Origin of the sequence: Streptomyces kurssanovii (assembly GCF_040677245.1) — a bacterium.
GTDB classification, from domain to species: domain Bacteria; phylum Actinomycetota; class Actinomycetes; order Streptomycetales; family Streptomycetaceae; genus Streptomyces; species Streptomyces kurssanovii.
Genome location: NZ_JBFAQK010000055.1, coordinates 11760 through 27247 on the forward strand (window position 1 = coordinate 11760; position 15488 = coordinate 27247).

Below are 15488 nucleotides of genomic sequence, written 5' to 3' on the forward strand. Positions count from 1 at the left end.
ATCGCATCCCTTCCTGAGGAGACCATTGCGGCTCGAACACACCTCCTGGACACCACCGCCCAAGGATCCGGACCAACCGCCCGCCGAGGTGCGGCGGATCCTGCGGCTCTTCCGGCCCTACCGCGGCCGGCTCGTCGTCGTGGGCCTGCTCGTCGGCGCCTCGTCGCTGGTCTCGGTCGCCTCGCCGTTCCTGCTGCGCGAGATCCTCGACACCGCGATCCCGCAGGGCCGCACCGGGCTCCTCAGCCTGCTCGCCCTCGGCATGATCGCCACCGCCGTGATGACCAGCGTCTTCGGTGTGCTCCAGACGCTGATCTCCACCACGGTGGGCCAGCAGGTGATGCACGACCTGCGCACCGGGGTCTACGCGCAGTTGCAGCGGATGCCGCTCGCCTTCTTCACGAGGACCCGCACCGGTGAGGTCCAGTCGCGCATCGCCAACGACATCGGCGGCATGCAGGCCACCGTGACGTCGACGGCCACCTCCCTGGTCTCCAACCTCACCGCGGTCGTCGCCAGCGTCGTCGCCATGCTGGCCCTGGACTGGCGGCTCACCGTCGTCTCCCTCGTCCTGCTGCCGCTGTTCGTCTGGATCAGCCGCCGGGTCGGCCGCGAGCGCAAGAAGATCACCACCCAACGGCAGAAGCAGATGGCCGCGATGGCCGCGACCGTCACCGAGTCACTGTCCGTCAGCGGCATTCTGCTCGGCCGCACCATGGGCAGGGCCGACTCCCTCACCAGGTCCTTCGCCGAGGAGTCGGAGCGCCTGGTCGACCTCGAGGTGCGGTCGAGCATGGCCGGCCGCTGGCGGATGTCGACCATAGGCATCGTCATGGCGGCCATGCCGGCCCTCATCTACTGGGCCGCGGGCTTCGCACTGCGGACCGGCGGGCCCGCGATCTCCATCGGCACGCTCGTCGCCTTCGTCTCGCTCCAGCAGGGCCTGTTCCGGCCGGCCGTGAGCCTGCTCTCCACCGGGGTGCAGATGCAGACGTCGCTCGCCCTGTTCCAGCGGATCTTCGAGTACCTCGACCTGCGCGTCGACATCACCGAGCCCGCGGAGCCCGTCGCGCTCGACAAGGTCCGTGGCGAAGTGCGCTTCGAGAAGGTCGGCTTCTCCTACGACCCCGCGCAGGAGCGGCCCACCCTTGACGGCATCGACCTCACCGTCCCCGCCGGCGGCTCGCTCGCGGTGGTCGGCCCGACCGGCTCGGGCAAGTCCACGCTCAGCTATCTGGTTCCCCGGCTTTACGACGTCACCGGCGGCCGGGTCACCATCGACGGTGTCGACGTGCGGGACCTGGCCTTCGACACGCTCGCACAGGCCGTGGGAGTCGTGTCCCAGGAGACGTACCTCTTTCACGCCTCCGTCGCCGACAATCTGCGCTTCGCCAAGCCGGACGCCACGGACGAGGAACTCGAGGCCGCCGCCCGCGCCGCGCAGATCCACGACCACATCGCCTCCCTCCCCGACGGGTACGACACCCTGGTCGGCGAGCGGGGCTACCGCTTCTCCGGCGGCGAGAAGCAGCGGCTCGCCCTCGCCCGCACCATCCTGCGCGACCCGCCGGTCCTGGTTCTCGACGAGGCGACCAGCGCGCTCGACACACGGACCGAGCACGCGGTGCAGCAGGCCATCGAGTCACTCTCGCGGGGACGCACCACGATCACCATCGCCCACCGGCTCTCCACCGTCAGGGACGCGGACGAGATCGTCGTGCTCGACGCCGGGCGCATCGCCGAGCGCGGCAGCCACAGCGAACTGCTCGAGCGGGACGGCCGCTACGCCGCCCTCGTCCGCAGGGACGCCCAGCTGACCCCGGCCGCGCCCTAGGCACCGTCCCGCGGCGGCAGGGCCTGGGTGCTCGCCCTTCGCCCGTACGACGGCGCCGCGCCCGTACGACGGCGCCGCCGCTCCCGTGGGACGGGGAGCGGCGGCGCCTGTCGTGAACGACCGTCGGACGAACTCAGACGAGCCAACCCACGAAGTGGACGACGCCGGCGAGCAGGTTGGTGATGAGGTTCATGGTGATGCTTGCTCCTCGTGCATGGTGCTGATGATGGGACTGCGCAGTCGTCGCGGTCTGCAGCCCGTCGCTTGCGCACCGTAAGCATCCTCTGTCGCAAGGGAGTTGGGCCGGCGAAACCCGTGCGACCACACGTTCCGGGGAACAACCGCGCGAGCGTTCGTTTGTTCGTGCCGGTCGGGCGGGCGACGGGCCTCCGTGTCGTCGGACACCGGCTCCCGGGATCGATCCGTGGACCGGGTTAGCGTGCCCGTATGACGAACGAGCCCTCACCGTGGGGACGGTCCAGGCGCCGGCCACGTCTGACGCGCCGAGGCCGGCTGGTGCTGGTGGCGGGTGCCGTGGCGGTGTCGGCGGCCGCGGTCCTGGTGCCGCTGCTCACCCCGGAGCCGGAGAAGCCGCACCGCCCGCCGCCGCCTCCGCAGCACAAGCTCGTCATTCCCGAGGGCCGGCGTGCCAGCCAGGTGTACGCCGCCGTCGACGAGGCCCTCGAGGTCGCGCCCGGAACCACCGGAAAGGCGGCCGCCACGGCGAAGCTGAAGCTCCCGGCCGACGCCCGGGGCAACCCGGAGGGATACCTCTTCCCGGCCACCTATCCCTACGACGCCACCAGCACCCCGGCGGGCCTGCTCAGCTTCATGGTCAACACCGCCGACCAGCGCTTCGGCAGCCGGCGCATCGCCGATGGGGTCAGCCGCAACGGCCTGACCCTTCATCAGGCGGTGAACATCGCCAGCATCGTGCAGTCCGAGGCCGACACCGCCGACGACATGGGCAAGGTGGCCCGCGTCATCCACAACCGGCTCGCCCAGGGCATGCCGCTGCAGATGGACTCGACCATCAACTACGCGCTGGGCCGCAGCACCGTGGACACCACGACCGCGGACACCCGGCTGCGCAGTCCGTACAACACCTATGAGAACCAGGGGCTGCCGCCCTCACCCATCGGCAACCCGGGGGAGGTGGCGATGCACGCGGCGGTCGCCCCGCCGCCGGGTGACTGGCTCTACTTCGTGACGGTGAAGCCGGGCGACACCCGCTTCACCAGCAGCTACGAGGAACATCAGCGGCATGTGGCGGAGTTCAACGCCGCACGGGCGGAGGCGCGTGCCACGGACGGCTGAGACGGCACACGTGCCTCGGTCGTCAGGGCGGCTGTCATGCGTGCGCCGGAACAGCAGGGCGTGCGTCCCGCATCAGGGCGTACGCCGGTCAGACGGGTGCCGGTTCCTTCTCCAGCAGCCGGGTGATCTCCCGTACGGCGGCCCGCCCGGCGCGGTTCGCGCCGATCGTGGAGGCGGAGGGGCCGTAGCCGACGAGGTGCACGCGGGCGTCGCGCACCGCGCGGGTGCCCTCCACCCGGATTCCGCCGCCCGGCTCGCGCAGGCGCAGCGGCGCGAGATGGTCGATCGCCGCCCGGAAGCCGGTGGCCCAGAGGATCACATCGGCTTCGACGCTCCGGCCGTCGTCCCAGGCGACTCCGGACGGTGTGATCCGCTGGAACATCGGCAACCGGTCGAGCACCCCGGTGCGTCGGGCCTGCCGGATCGCGTCGGTCAGCGGCAGACCGGTGACGGAGACGACACTCCGCGGCGGCAGTCCGCGCCGTACGCGCTCCTCGACCATCGCGACGGCCGCCCGTCCCGCGTCCTCGTCGAACGGGCCGTCCCGGAACACCGGTGGCCGCCGTGTCACCCATGTCGTCCCCGCCGCCACCTCCGCCAGCTCCATCAGATGCTGGGTCCCGGACGCTCCGCCGCCGACGACGATCACCCGCTTCCCCGCGAACTCGTCGGGGCCGCGGTAGTCCGCGGTGTGCAACTGCCGCCCGCGGAACGTCTCCTGGCCCGGGTAGCGCGGCCAGAACGGGCGGTCCCAGGTTCCCGTCGCGTTGATGAGCGCGCGCGTCGACCAGATCCCTTCGGAGGTCTCCACCGACAGCCGTCCGCCGTCCCCCTCCCGGACGGCCGCGACCGCGACGGGCCGGTGAACCCCTAGGCCGAAACGCCGCTCGTAGTCGGCGAAGTACGTGCCGATCACCTCCGCGGAGGGCCGATCGTCGTCCGCGCCGGTCAGCTCCATGCCCGGCAGCGCGTGCATACCGTGCACCTTGCCGTAGGTGAGTGAGGGCCAGCGGAACTGCCAGGCGCCACCGGGGCGCGGAGCGTGGTCGAGCACGACGAAGTCGCGGTCCGGCAGCAGGCCGGCGCGCCGCAGGTGATACGCGGCGGACAGGCCCGCCTGCCCCGCCCCGACGACCACCACGTCCACTTCACGAGCCACCAAGTCGTTCACGTTTCTACCAACAGGGCGGACGGCGCGGATCTTCCCGCAGGGCTCCACCGGCCGGCGGACGAGAAGATGGGGTCATGCCCGGAACCTTCACCACCACGACCGTGACCATCAGCACCGGCTCCGACGAGGCGGTCACCGACCTGACGGGGGAGTGCGAGCGCTTCCTCAGGGAGAACGCGGACGGTGCCGACGGCCTGCTCAACATCTTCGTCCCGCACGCCACCGCCGGTATCGCCCTGATCGAGACCGGGGCGGGCAGCGACGACGACCTGCTGACCACGCTGCACACCCTGCTCCCGGCCGACGACCGATGGCAGCACCGGCACGGCAGCCCCGGCCACGGCAGGGACCATGTGCTGCCCGCCCTGGTCCCGCCGCACGCGACGCTTCCCGTGGTCGGCGGCTGGCTGGAACTCGGCACCTGGCAGTCCGTGTGCCTCGTCGACACCAACAAGGACAACCCGGACCGCCGGGTCAGGCTGAGCTTCCTGGGCTGACCCGGCCGGGCCCCGGGCGCCCGCCCCGGGGAGCGGTCCGCCCGTCGCGCAGCGCATGCCCCGGGAGCCGTCCGCCGTCGCGCCGGCCCGGGGCCGCACGGCCGTCCCCTGGATGCGCGGAACCCTGGCGCACGGCCGATCCCGAGGGGCGCGGCCCGCTCCTCGGGATCGGCGCGCCCGGCCGCCCGGCCTCCGGGGAGGCGCGGGTCGCCCCGGTAGCAGCCGGCGGCGCCGCGCCCCGTCAGCGTGGCAGCAGCCGGCGGCCGGACCTCGCCGACTTCACCAGCTCGGCGACCGTGGTCAGCTTGACCCGCGGTCTGCCCTCCCGCAGGCCTCGGGCGACCTCGGCCCGCTCGATCGCCGCCAGACCCGATGCGTCGACGACCTGGCGGTTGCGGCCGCGCACCAGCCGCTGGAACGCCTTCGCCGGCGACGAGGGTGCGGGCAGCGTGCCGGCGACGGCGTCGGCGAGGAGCGTGCCGACCGTCTCGGCGGCGCACGAACGGTTCGCGCCGATGCCGCCGGACGGCCCGCGCTTGATCCAGCCCACGACGTACGTCCCCGGCATCCCCGTCACGCGGCCGTTCTCGTGCGGCACGGTGCCGGTGGCCTCGTCGAAGGGCAGGCCGGTGATCGGCGCGCCCCGGTAGCCGACGGCCCGCAGCAGCATGCCCGCGGGTATCTCCCGCGCTTCCGGCGTCCCCGTGGTGCGTACGGCACGCACGGTGTCCTCGCCGAGCACCTCCGACGGTGCCGAGTGGAAGCGGAACACGATCCGCCGTCCCGGGGCAGGCGGAAGGGACCAGTCCGTCTCGCGGCGGGTGACGCCCTTCAGATCGGCCGCCTTGTCCCCGGCCCCGGCGCTCTCGATGTCCGCGCCGATCCGGGGATCGTGGTCGTCCACGACCAGTTCCACGCCGGGCAGGTGCTTGAGAGCGAGCAGTTCCGACCTGGTGTACGCAGCGTCCGAGGGGCCGCGGCGGCCGAGGAGCACCACCTCACGCACCTTCCCGGCGCGCAGGGCGGCCAGCGCGTGGTCGGCGATGTCGGTGCCGGCCAGCGTCTCCGGGTCACTGACCAGGATCCGGGCGACGTCGAGGGCCACGTTGCCGTTGCCGACCACGACGACGCGCTCGGCCGACAGGTCGACGGCGTCCGCCGCGACCTCCGGGTGGGCGTTGTACCAGGCGACGAACGCCGTCGCGGAGATGCTGCCGGGCAGGTCCTCTCCCGCGATCCCGAGCCGGCGGTCGGTCGAGGCGCCGACCGCGTAGATCACCGCGTCGTGGTGCGCGGCGAGTTCCTCCGCCGTGATGTCCTTGCCGACCTCGACGCCCAGGTGCATCCGCACCCGCGGATGCGTGTGGAAGCGCCCGAAGGTGTCACCGACCTTCTTGGTCGCGGGATGGTCCGGTGCCACGCCGTAACGCACCAGACCACCGGCCACCGGCAGCCGGTCGACCAGCGTCACCTCGGCACTGGTGTGCAGCAGCAGATCCTGCGCCGCGTACATGCCGGCCGGGCCGGTGCCGACGACCGCGACCCGGATCGGCGCGAAGTCGGCAGGCAGGACGCGCTTGAACTCCGGCTCGCCCCAGACGTGGAAGTTCGGGCTGTCGCCCGCCGGTTCGGGCGTCCCGTCCTCGAAGTAGGCCGCGTTGACGGCCGCGTACTCCTGCTGCGACCCGGACAGGCTGTCCACGGGGAAGACCGCGTCCACCGGGCAGGCGTCCGCGCAGGCGCCGCAGTCGATACAGGATCTCGGGTCGATGTACAGCATCTCCGTGCTGCCGAAGGCCCGTTCCTCCGGGGTCGGGTGGATGCAGTTGACCGGGCACACGGCGACGCAGGTGGCGTCGCTGCAGCAGGTCTGCGTGATGGCATAGGTCATGTCGTCAACTCGGCTCGGCTCGGCTCAGGTTCGGTCGGGTCGTCGGGTCGGGTCGCTCGTGGTGTCAGATCAGGTGGGCGCGCTTGTAGAAGAACAGGGCGGGCCTGGTCAGCAGACCTGCCGAGGCCAGGAACTCCATGAGGCCCGAACAGCTCGACCGCATCATGGACTTGTGATGCTCGTTGGCCCTGGCCTCGCCGATGGCGCGCTCCTCGTCGAGCCCGGCGTTCGCGTAGACGCTCTTGTTCACCATGCTGGTGACGATGACGTACGAGGCGATGGCGACGACGAAGGCGTTGATCTGCCGCCGCAGTCGGCCGGCTCCGCGGAGGCGCTTGCGCGTCTCGTCACGGGCGAACTTCATGTGACGGGACTCCTCGACGACATGGATGTTGTTGATGGTCCGGACGAACGGCACCACCCGCTTGTCGCGCATCCAGTCGCGCTGCATGACGTCGAGGACCTCCTCGGCGACGAGGATCGCGGCGTACGCCGCCTCGCCGAACGCGACGGTCTTGAAGAGCCGGCCGAGTTCGACCGCGAAGCGGTGCGGCCGGTACGCGGGGGCACCGAGCTTCTGGGCGCCGCGGGCGAACATGATCGAGTGCCGGCACTCCTCGGCGATCTCGGTGAGCGCCCACTGGAACCTGGCGTCGGTCGGGTCCTTCGCGTAGATGTCACGGAGGACCATCTGCTGAAGGATCATCTCGAACCAGATGCCGGTGCTGGCCACGGACGCGGCCTCCTGCCGCGTCAGCTCCTTGCGCTGGGCGTCCGTCAGTTCGTTCCAGTACGCGGTGCCGTAGAGGGTGCTCCACTCGGGACTCGCGCCGTGGAAGTCCTTGTCCAGCGGCGTCTCCCAGTCCACCTCCGCGGCGGGGTCGTACGCGAGCACGGCGGCCGAGTCGAGCAACCGCCGGGCGACGTCCTGCTCGTGGGGCCGTTCCTGCGCCTTGGGCCGGAGGGTGCTGCTGGACATGGTGCGGCTCCTCGCAACGAGTGGTGTGATGGTCCTTGTTCCGCTGTCGGGTGCGGGCCGGCAGGCACCGTCGGCCGTCCTCGCCGCAGGGATGCCGCCGCAGCTTGTTAGACGCGGCGTCTAGCAAGCTGTTAGACGGACCGTATAGCAAGAGCGGGCACGGGCCTACCCCTCAGTACGAAATCGGTGAGAGGTGCGGGCGGACGTCACCGGCGCGAGCTGCGGTCCGGCGCCCGGAATCAGATGAAGTGCCGCGAAAAAAGGGAGCGGGACGGCTGTCATGCCCCGCCCCGCTCTGCCCCGCGTGCCGCAGGACTCAGTAGTTCTGCCACTCGTTGAGCGTGTACTCCAGCACCACCGGGTCCATCAGCGTGCTCGCCCGGACATCCAGGCGGCGCCGGTCCAACGGGAAGACGGCGGCGGCCTCGAGGACGGCGTCGTCCAGGAACCGCAGGGGCGGCGCCTGTTCGGCCAGGCGCAGTGCCGGCGGCGGGCCGTCGGTGCCGGGAGTGGCCAGGATGAAGCCCCAGTTGCCGAAGCTCGGGACGTCCACCTGGTACTCGGTGGTGCGGTATCCGGCCTCGCCGATCGTCGCGGCTATCGACCAGTACGACTTGGGGGCGAAGAACGGGGACCCGCCCTGCACCATGACCTGGCTCTCCGGCTTCAGGACCTGCTTGAGCAGGTGGTAGAACTCGACCGAGTACAGCTTGGCGAGCGCCGCGCTGTCCGGGTCGGGAAAGTCGATGACGACGGTGTCGAACCGCCGTGTGGCGTCCCGCAGCCAGTTGAAGGCGTCGGCGTTGACGGCGGTGACCCGGCGGTCGCGCAGCGCGTCCCGGTTCAGCTCACGCAGCGGCTCGAAGGTGCGGGCGAGTCTGGTCATCGCCGGATCGAGGTCGACCAGCGTGACGTCCTCGACGTCGTCGTAGCGCAGGACCTCGCGCAGGGCGAGCGCGTCGCCGCCGCCGAGGATCAGCACCGAGGAACGCCTGCCCGACAGCGCCGGGTGGACGAGGGCCTCGTGGTAGCGGTACTCGTCCACGGAGGAGAACTGCAGATCGCCGTTGAGGAACAGCCGCATGTCGGGGTCCCCGGTGAAGGCGGTGGACCGGGTGACGACGATGTCCTGGTACGGCGTGGTCTCGGCGTGCACGATCGGGTCGCGGTACAGCTGCTGCCTGGCGGTAACCTCGATGTCGTCCGCCAGCGCGTACACCGTGCCGAGCACGGCGAGGACGGCCGCCATGCCGGTCAGCAGCGACACGCGTACGACACGGCGGGTCTGCCGGCGGAAGATCCACAGGACGACGACGACCCCGGCCACGGCGTTGACGGCGCCCACCACCAGCGCGCCCTTGAGCTGCCCGAACGCGGGAAGCAGCAGCAGCGGGAAGCACAGCCCACCGACCAGCGCTCCGATGTAGTCGACGGCGAACATGTCGGCGACGGCGCTGCCCGCCTCCTGTCGCCTGATCCGCTGGAGCAGCGTCATCAGCAGCGGGATCTCGGCCCCGATGAGGAGGCCGACGGCGAACGTGACCACCACCATCGACGGCATGTAGATCCGCAGCCAGGCGAACGACACGTAAAGGACGAGCACCGACAGCCCGCCGACGAGCGCGAGCAGCCCTTCCACCAGGGCGAAGGCACCGACCGCCCGCCGTTGCAGCGGCTTGGCCGCCAGTGAGCCGACGCCCATGGCGAAGACCATGACGGAGATGACCACGGAGGTCTGCATCACCGAGTTGCCGATGAGGTAACTGCCCAGCGCCGTCAGCGCCAGTTCGTACACCAGGCCGCAGGCCGCGCAGAGGAACACCGCGAACAGCAGCAGGAAGCGCGACCCCCGCGAGTAGGCAGTGGGCGGGGTCTCCGCGACGGCCCCGGCAGGGGGGCCGCCCGCGGCGGCGGTGTCCGCGTCGGTGGTGGCTGCGTCGGTCGGTGCCGAGGCCGCTTCGTCCGCGGCCGTGTCGTCCGAAGTGGTGGTGCCCATCGTCCGGTTCAGGAGACCGCGGCGCCGACCATGAAGGCCGTGCCGATGTACATGGCGGCCTGGACCCAGGCGGCGGGGTGGGGGCGGTCGCCGTTGTCGTCGAGCACGGCGTGACCCAGTCGGCCGGGCGTGAGGAGACCGACGACGACGGCGATGAACGTCATCACGACGACGCCGGACAGGCCGTACAGCAGTGTGCTGAGAAGCCCCAGGCCGAGGCCCTGCTCGGACTCGCTGGCCCGGATGGACTGGTCGATGACGAGACCGATGGCGATCGTCTGGCCGGCGAGGAGCACCGCGGCGCCGCGGTTGCGCTCGGTCCACACCACATGGACGAGCTTGCCGGGGGTCACCAGGTCCAGGGCGATGAAACCGACGGCCATGACGATGAAGCCGACCAGACCGTAGAGCAGGGCGACGCCTGCCGACTCGAAGATCTCTGCCACGGGGTTGCCTTTCGGGGACGTCGTCGAGAGTGCGGGTGGGTGCGGGACCGGAGGCCCTACTGGGCGCGGCGGGCGGTCACTTGCCGGATCCGGGGCCGCCGCCGCGGAATTCGTTGCTGTCCGGGTCCGGCCACACGGACCGGATGTTGGACTTCCAGCGGTGGTAGCCGGTGCGGTAGTCGTCTATCTCGATCCGGCTGCCGCTCTTGTGCGGGACGATCGACACGATGTCGTCCCGGTAGCGCAGGAAGACCTTGCCGGAGTCGTCGATACGGTCACGGGCCGAGGCGTGGCCGTCGATCTCCTTCGCGACCTTGGACGTCGTGTCGCTGCTGTCGACATAGCCCACGCCGCTGCTGGTGTACTGCTGGCGGATCCAGGTGGACGGCACGTCGTTGCCGTCGTCCGGCTCACTGGAACAGGCGGTGAGCGCGATCGTGGCGAGCATCGTCACGCTGATGAGTCGGGCTGTCTTCATCGGGCCTCCAGCCGGGTGTACGTCGCCACGATCTGGCGGCTCTGCGGGTAGGTGTGCCAAGTGCGCCAGCCCAGCCCGGTGCTGAGCCGCTCGACGGTCAGCGCGGTGACCGCCTCCGGGGAGCCGGGGAAGATGCCGTGCAGCGACTCGGCGGCGTCGTCGGACCGCTCGCGGATCCGGTGCACCTCTTCGCTGAACCCGGCGGCGGTGAAGTGCCGGACGCGGGCGGTGAATCGGTAGTGCCACTCGTCGAACTCGTGCACCGCGGACCCTGGCAGACCCCCGGCGACGCCGGGCAGGCAGGCCACGGTCTCCCGGACCGGACCCGCGAACACCTGATGGGACGCGCCGAGGAGCCTGAGCTGGACGTCGAGACCGCCGACGGTGAGGTCGCGTACGGCCAGTGCCTCGCGCGCGGGCCGGCCGAGGGTGAAGGAGAGCTGGTCCGCGTCCGTGTCCAGATACGGGGTCGTCAGTTCTATACCGCTCACGTGTCGCTGCCCGCACGGACGCCGGCGACCGCCGGGAGGGGGCTCTGTGTCCGCGCGCCGGCCCGGGTGGGGAGGACGGCGACGGGTCCGGCGCCGAGGGCGGCGAGGTCGGGCTTCAACGGTGTTCCCCACGACTTCGGGACGGGCAGTGAGCGCGCTGAGTATGGCACAGCGTCATGACGCCGCTGTCACGGGGGAACGCCGGCTCCTCACGGCTCGGGCACGCGCGGTTCGGCGTGCTCGTCAGCCGGCTCCCCGAGCCTCCTCACTGCCGGGGCGGGGAGCGGTGATGGCCAGGAGGGCGGTGTCGTCGTCCACCGTGTCGAAGGAGTCGAGCAGTTCCCGCACCGCCGCGATGGCCGCCCGGGCGGTGGTCGGGGCGATGGACCGGGCGAAGTCCAGGAGCGCCTCGTCGCCGTAGCGGCCGCCGGCCATGGTGGTGTGGGCCTCGGTGAGGCCGTCGGTGTAGAGCAGCAGAGTGTCGCCGGGCCCCAGGTGGACGGTGGCGGTGGCGATGTCGGCGTCGGCCACGACACCGAGCAACTGTCCGCCGGGGGTGGGCACGTAGTCGGCGCTGCCGTCGGCGCGTATCAGCACCGCCGGCGGATGCCCCCCGCCGGCGAGGGTGATGTGGAAACCGCCGCGGTCGGCGGGGGTGAGCAGGCCGTACAGGACGGTGCAGAAACGGGGGTCGTCGCCGTGGGACTCGTGGTTCAGCACGGTGTTGAGGTTGCCGAGCACGGCCGCCGGGTCGGGGTGGTAGACCGCGGCGGCGCGGAGTGTGTACCGGGCCAGCGAGGTGACGGCCGCGGCGGCGGCACCCTTGCCGCACACATCTCCCAGGAACAGCCCCCACGTCCCCGCGGTCAGGGGAAAGAGGTCGTAGAAGTCGCCGCCGACCTCGTCGGCCGAGGCGATGTGGTAGTGCGCGGCGACGTCCAGGCCGGGAACGTTCTCCAGCGCGGGAGGCAGCAGCGTCCTCTGCAGTGTGGTGGCAAGGCGCTGGAGGCGTTCGCGTTCCCGGTCGGCCTCCTGCCGGGCGCGCAGCAGCTCCGTCTCGTAGGCGCGGCGGTCACGGGCGTCGAAGACGGTGGTGCGGATCAGCAGGGGCCGGCCGTCGCTGTCCCTCTTGAGGGCGGACGTCACCAGGACCGGCAGCCGGCCGCCGTCGGCGGCCTTCAGCTCCAGCGCGATACCGCTGACCTCTCCTTGCAGCCGCAGGAGCGGCGCGAAGTGGGTCTCGTGGTAGAGCTTCCCGCCGACAGTGAGCAGGTCGGCGAACCGCTTGCGGCCCACCAGGTCCTCGCGCCGGTGGCCCAGCCAGTCCAGCAGGGTGCGGTTGATCTTGGCGATCTGCCCGTCCAGCAGGGTGGAGAGGTAGCCGCACGGCGCGTTCTCGTACAGGTCCTCGGCGCTGTCCTCCAGCAGCGCGGAGACCTGGCCGACGTCCTCTTCGTCGCCGGGGACCGGACCGTGGTCCCCGGGGTGGCCGGGTGTGCGGTGGGGGACGTCCCCGGACGTCACCGGACCGCTCCGGCGGCGAAGGAAGCGATCGCCGAGGCGGTCGCCTCCGGCGCGCTGAGCTGCGGGCAGTGCCCGGTCGCGGTGAGCGTGACCAGCTCGCTCCCGTCGATCTGCGCGTGGACGAACTCCCCCACCTCGCGCGGGGCGATCGCGTCCTGGGAGCACTGCGCGATCAGCGTCGGAACACGCACCCCGGCGAGGTCGTCCCGGTTGTCGGACAGGAAGGTCGCGCGGGCGAAGACGCGGGCGATCTTCGGGTCGGTGCGGCAGAAGCTGTTGGTCAGCTCCTCACCCAGTTCGGGACGCTCCGGATTGCCCATGATGACCGGCGCCATCGCCGCCGACCAGCCCAGATAGTTCGATTCCAGCGACTCCAGCAGCTCGTCGATGTCCTCGGCGCTGAATCCGCCCCGGTACCCGGTCGCGGGATCGTCGATGTAGCACGGCGACGGGGTGAGCAGGACCAGCCCCGCGAAGCGCTCCGGTTCCCGCGAGGCCGCCAGCACACCGACCGTCGCGCTCACCGAATGTCCGACGAAGACCGGACGCACGTCCAGCTCGTGGCAGATCTCCAGCACATCGTCGGCGTAGCCGCCCAGCGAGGTGTACCGCTCCTCGTTCCACGCCGACAGGTCCGAACGGCCGGCCCCTACATGGTCGAAGAGCACGACCCGGAAGTCACGTTCCAGCGCCGGTACGACCAGACGCCACATGTTCTGGTCGCATCCGAAGCCGTGCGCCAGCATCACCACCGGACCGTCGGCCTTCCCGCTCACCGTGACGCGGTTCCTGTTCCGTACATCCATACGGACATCTTCGCATCAACGCGACAAACACCCGCATTTAGTCATGTATGGGTCATCCGGGTGGTCGCTCGGGGGCCGACGCACCCCCGGGGACGCGTCCCGCCGGCAGGAAGAGCACCGAATTGATGTACCGGCCTTCCCGGGGCACCAGGGCCCGGCGCAGCAGCCCCCGGTGCACGAGGTGCTCGGTCCGCGACTGGTGGCCGGCCAGGTCGAAGTCGGCCAGCGGCATCCAGTAGCGGGCGGCCAGCACCCAGCCCCGGTAGCCCTGGCCGGTCAGCAGGGCGATCACGGGGGTGATGGGCCGGATACGGGTCTCCAGCTCGACGAGGAGCACGGGGCGGTCCCGCTGCAGCACGCCCGCGGCGCCGAGCAGCGCCGGAAGTTCCTCGCCGTCCACGTCCACCTTCACGAACCGCACGTCGTGCAGGCCGAGGCTGTCGACCGTGACCGCCGGCACGGTCACGCTGTAGGAGTGGATGTCCCGGCGGGCGAGCGAGGAGACCCCACGGTCCCCGCGGTCGCCCGCAGGCAGCCACAGCCGGGCGGTGCTCTCGTGGTCGCTGGCGGCCGCCTGCACGACCCGGGCGTTGTGAGGCAGCGTCGACCGCAGATGCCGGGCGAGGTGGGGCACGGGTTCCATGGTCACGACCCGGTCGCAGCGGGCGGCCAGCCGGCGGGACCAGGGGCCGTACCAGCCGCCGATGTCGATCGCCGTGCCTCCTCGCGGGCAGAAGTCGGCGAGCCGGCCCAGTTCCGGTTCGAAGCGCGGGTAGAGGGCGCAGGCGGCGGAGCCGACCCAGCGGGTGGGCAGGCGGGAGGCGACCGCTGCCGCGACAGTGGTCACTCGGCGGCCGCCCGCAGGTACCGGGTGTGGTCGTCCTCCGTGACCCTGCTTCCCGAGGACGGAAGCAGCTGGGGGATGCCGTCCACGATGGGGTAACTCAGCTGCAGCCTCGGGTTGTAGAGGATGTTCTGTCCGGAGAGCAGCGTCAGGGGTCCCTTGTCGAGCGGGCAGGCGAGGATGCGCAGCAGCGGGTCGTCGGCGTCCATGGCAACGTCCTTACGGTTCCGGCGGTTCGGTCGGTTCGGTCGGTTCGGTCGTTCGGTCGGCTCGGTCGGTTCGGTCGGTCGGTCGGTCGGTTCAGGTGACCGTGGGCGGCCCCTGCGTACGCGGGGCCGGATCGTGTCGGGAGAGGGCGAGCAGCACGGACAGCGCCAGCGCCGTGCCGGCCACGCGCAGTGTCAGCAGAAGCGGATCCTCCGGCAGCCGCTCCCCGAACGTGACCGTCCCGAGCACCGCCGTGAACAGACAGGTCACCGTGGTGCAGACGGGAACGATGAGGGAGGCGCGGCAACGCTGCAACGCCGCCTGCGACATGACGAGACCGGCCGCCGCCGTGAACATCAGCAGGTACGGGTAGGGCGAGGTGAACAGCGAGTGGGCCGCGTCGCCGATGTCGGCCGTGGTCAGCCGGCTCGACGCGCCCTTGATCGCCAGCGAGCTGACCCCGTACAGCAGGCCCACGGCCACGCCGTAGCCGATGCCGTTGGTCGGCAGCCGGTGACGCTGCCGAGAGCGCTGCTCGACCCGGCCGTACAGCCACACGCCCGCGGCGAGGGTCGGCACGCTCACCAGCAGCACCAGCGTCCAGGGAGCTCCGCCGCTCACCGTGTCCTCGCCCTCCCGGACGGAGGCGACGACCATCAGCAGCGCCACGAGCACCGCGCCGAGAGCGTAGCGTTCGCGGCCCGACGGCTGTTCGCCGAGCACCGCGGACGAGAGCAGCAGGAGCAGGACGAGGCCCGACACGAAGATTCCCTGGGCGGCCGCGATCGGCAGCGCCCGGTAGACGATCAGCTGGGCCGCGAACCCTGCGGCCAGTGCCAGCGATCCGGCGATCCACGCCGGACTGGTCAGCAGCACCAGGACGACGTGCACGGGCCTGCCCGCGGAGAGCGCGGGCAGCCGGCCGAGGGCCTTCTTCTCCAGGACGAATCCCACGCTGTACAGCAGGTTGGCCACCAGAGCCGCGCCCACGCCCCACCACACGGCCG

At 71.3% G+C, this 15488-nt stretch carries 15 protein-coding genes; 3 read left to right on the plus strand and 12 right to left on the minus strand.

The window, feature by feature from the left end:
- The first annotated feature begins 25 nt into the window (after positions 1–25).
- Positions 26–1834 (plus strand): ABC transporter ATP-binding protein, encoded by a 1809-nt coding sequence (locus AB0K36_RS27850; RefSeq protein WP_364599607.1) that lies wholly within the window; start codon positions 26–28, stop codon positions 1832–1834.
- 447 nt (positions 1835–2281) lie between these two features.
- Complete coding sequence (gene mltG, locus AB0K36_RS27855; RefSeq protein WP_364599609.1) at positions 2282–3151, plus strand: endolytic transglycosylase MltG; 870 nt, start codon at positions 2282–2284, stop codon at positions 3149–3151.
- A gap of 88 nt (positions 3152–3239) precedes the next feature.
- Here mltG and AB0K36_RS27860 read toward each other — a convergent pair whose 3' ends face one another.
- On the minus strand, positions 3240–4322 hold the full coding sequence (locus AB0K36_RS27860) for an NAD(P)-binding domain-containing protein (RefSeq protein WP_364599611.1): 1083 nt from the start codon (positions 4320–4322) through the stop codon (positions 3240–3242).
- A 74-nt stretch (positions 4323–4396) separates the two neighbouring features.
- On the opposite strand from AB0K36_RS27860, the gene AB0K36_RS27865 reads away from it, so the two are divergent.
- Positions 4397–4819 (plus strand): YjbQ family protein, encoded by a 423-nt coding sequence (locus AB0K36_RS27865; RefSeq protein WP_364599613.1) that lies wholly within the window; start codon positions 4397–4399, stop codon positions 4817–4819.
- A gap of 241 nt (positions 4820–5060) precedes the next feature.
- Here the strand turns inward: AB0K36_RS27865 and AB0K36_RS27870 are convergent, their stop codons facing one another.
- The 11 genes from AB0K36_RS27870 to AB0K36_RS27920 form a co-directional block, all read right to left on the minus strand.
- Positions 5061–6710 carry an FAD-dependent oxidoreductase gene (locus AB0K36_RS27870; RefSeq protein ID WP_364599615.1) on the minus strand — a complete coding sequence of 550 codons (1650 nt, stop codon included), beginning with the start codon at positions 6708–6710 and terminating at the stop codon, positions 5061–5063.
- A 64-nt stretch (positions 6711–6774) separates the two neighbouring features.
- Positions 6775–7689, minus strand: a complete 915-nt coding sequence (locus tag AB0K36_RS27875) for an AurF N-oxygenase family protein (protein WP_364599617.1) — start codon at positions 7687–7689, stop codon at positions 6775–6777.
- Between the two features lie 316 nt (positions 7690–8005).
- Positions 8006–9685: a polyamine aminopropyltransferase gene (locus tag AB0K36_RS27880; protein WP_364599619.1), complete on the minus strand. Its 1680-nt coding sequence runs from the start codon at positions 9683–9685 to the stop codon at positions 8006–8008.
- An 8-nt stretch (positions 9686–9693) separates the two neighbouring features.
- Positions 9694–10131, minus strand: a complete 438-nt coding sequence (locus AB0K36_RS27885) for a DUF350 domain-containing protein (protein WP_005320439.1) — start codon at positions 10129–10131, stop codon at positions 9694–9696.
- Positions 10132–10207: 76 nt separating this feature from the next.
- The gene (locus tag AB0K36_RS27890; RefSeq protein ID WP_189469873.1) at positions 10208–10609 is read right to left on the minus strand and encodes a DUF4247 domain-containing protein; all 402 of its coding nucleotides are present in this window, start codon (positions 10607–10609) and stop codon (positions 10208–10210) included.
- Positions 10606–11100, minus strand: coding sequence for a DUF2617 family protein (locus tag AB0K36_RS27895; protein ID WP_364599621.1), 495 nt, complete (start codon positions 11098–11100; stop codon positions 10606–10608). Before AB0K36_RS27895 ends, AB0K36_RS27890 begins: the two co-directional genes overlap by 4 nt.
- A 243-nt stretch (positions 11101–11343) precedes the next feature.
- Entirely contained in the window at positions 11344–12624 is a 1281-nt protein-coding gene (locus tag AB0K36_RS27900; protein ID WP_364599623.1) for a PP2C family protein-serine/threonine phosphatase, read from the minus strand.
- Entirely contained in the window at positions 12621–13430 is an 810-nt protein-coding gene (locus AB0K36_RS27905) for an alpha/beta fold hydrolase (protein ID WP_364599625.1), read from the minus strand. The genes AB0K36_RS27900 and AB0K36_RS27905 overlap by 4 nt, the downstream gene beginning before the upstream one ends.
- A 52-nt stretch (positions 13431–13482) precedes the next feature.
- Positions 13483–14277, minus strand: a complete 795-nt coding sequence (locus AB0K36_RS27910) for an FkbM family methyltransferase (protein ID WP_364599627.1) — start codon at positions 14275–14277, stop codon at positions 13483–13485.
- Positions 14274–14483 (minus strand): Trm112 family protein, encoded by a 210-nt coding sequence (locus AB0K36_RS27915; RefSeq protein WP_189469862.1) that lies wholly within the window; start codon positions 14481–14483, stop codon positions 14274–14276. Before AB0K36_RS27915 ends, AB0K36_RS27910 begins: the two co-directional genes overlap by 4 nt.
- A 91-nt stretch (positions 14484–14574) precedes the next feature.
- Positions 14575–15483, minus strand: a complete 909-nt coding sequence (locus AB0K36_RS27920) for a DMT family transporter (RefSeq protein WP_364599629.1) — start codon at positions 15481–15483, stop codon at positions 14575–14577.
- Between the last annotated feature and the right edge of the window lie 5 nt (positions 15484–15488).